Annotated in this window: 1 protein-coding gene and 1 pseudogene; both read left to right on the top strand. The window is 66.8% G+C overall.

The features are described from left to right. Positions 1 to 118: 118 nt before the first annotated feature. A complete protein-coding gene (locus V7793_RS37885; protein WP_336014298.1) occupies positions 119 to 676 on the top strand; it encodes a helix-turn-helix domain-containing protein in 558 nt (185 codons plus the stop codon). Between the two features lie 62 nt (positions 677 to 738). Then, positions 739 to 971 (top strand): annotated as a pseudogene (locus tag V7793_RS37880) (transposase); the annotation flags it as partial.

Raw genomic sequence — 971 nt, 5'->3', positions numbered from 1 at the left:
CTAGTGCTCGATTCCTCTTTCGATGGGTATATGCCCTGGTGACAGGTCGGTCTCGGGGGTGGGGTGCCGGGCGATGGTCTTACGGGCACGGCAGGACAGCAGGCCGGGTGAGCGGGTGATGGTGCTGCGGCTGGCGAGAGCGAGGAAGGCCCCGCGGGACCTGGCGATGCGCGCGCGGATGGTCGAGCTGAGCTGGGCCGGGGAGACCGTGCCGACAATCGCCTGGGAGCTGGTCTGCAGTGAGAAGACCGTGCGACGCTGGCTGCACCGCTTCAACCATTCCGGGCTCGAGGGGCTGGAAGACCTCGGTGGCCAGGGACGCAAACCCAGGATCACCCAGGCGGAACGCTCACACATCATCGCCCTGGCCAGAGCAGCGCAACCGGGCCGGTTGGAAGTACAGCCGGACGGTGAACTGGAAGCCGCCGATGATTCAGGGCCGCCACTGTGGACACTCGACACACTCGCCCAGGTGGCCCGGCAAGACGGGATCGAGATCGGCCGTTCCCAGGTCAGACGCATCCTCCTTGCCGAGGGTGTGCGCTGGCGACGCACCCGGTCCTGGACACAGTCGCGGGATCCGGACTTCGAGGGAAAAGGACGCGGATCACCGGCCTGTACACCTGCCCGCCCGACGGTGCGACGGTCATCTGCGCCGACGAGCTCGGGCTGGTGATCCCCCGAACCTTCCCGCCGGCGCCGTGCTGGTCGCCGGACGGTCACCGCATCAAATCCGAGGTGGACTACAGCCGCGGGCCGGAGAAGACCTGGGTCTACGGCGGCCTGCGAGTACGGGACGGACAACAGGTCACTATGACCGCGCCATCCCGAAACAGCGTCTTCTACCAGCACTTCCTGCAACTGCTCGAGGTGGCCAATCCCACCGGTGTCATCTACGTGATCACGGACAACCTCTCCTCGCACAACAGCCTGCCGACCCGTACCTGGCTGGAGGGCCACCCCCGCATCCG

Source organism: Streptomyces sp. KLMMK (assembly GCF_036961605.1).
GTDB lineage: Bacteria > Actinomycetota > Actinomycetes > Streptomycetales > Streptomycetaceae > Streptomyces > Streptomyces telluris.
This window is presented reverse-complemented; position numbering and strand designations above follow the sequence as displayed.

Bases quoted from the DNA above. Each gene is read 5' to 3' on its own strand.
- V7793_RS37885 (WP_336014298.1), top strand. From the start codon at position 119: ATGGTGCTGCGGCTGGCGAGAGCGAGGAAGGCCCCGCGGGACCTGGCG.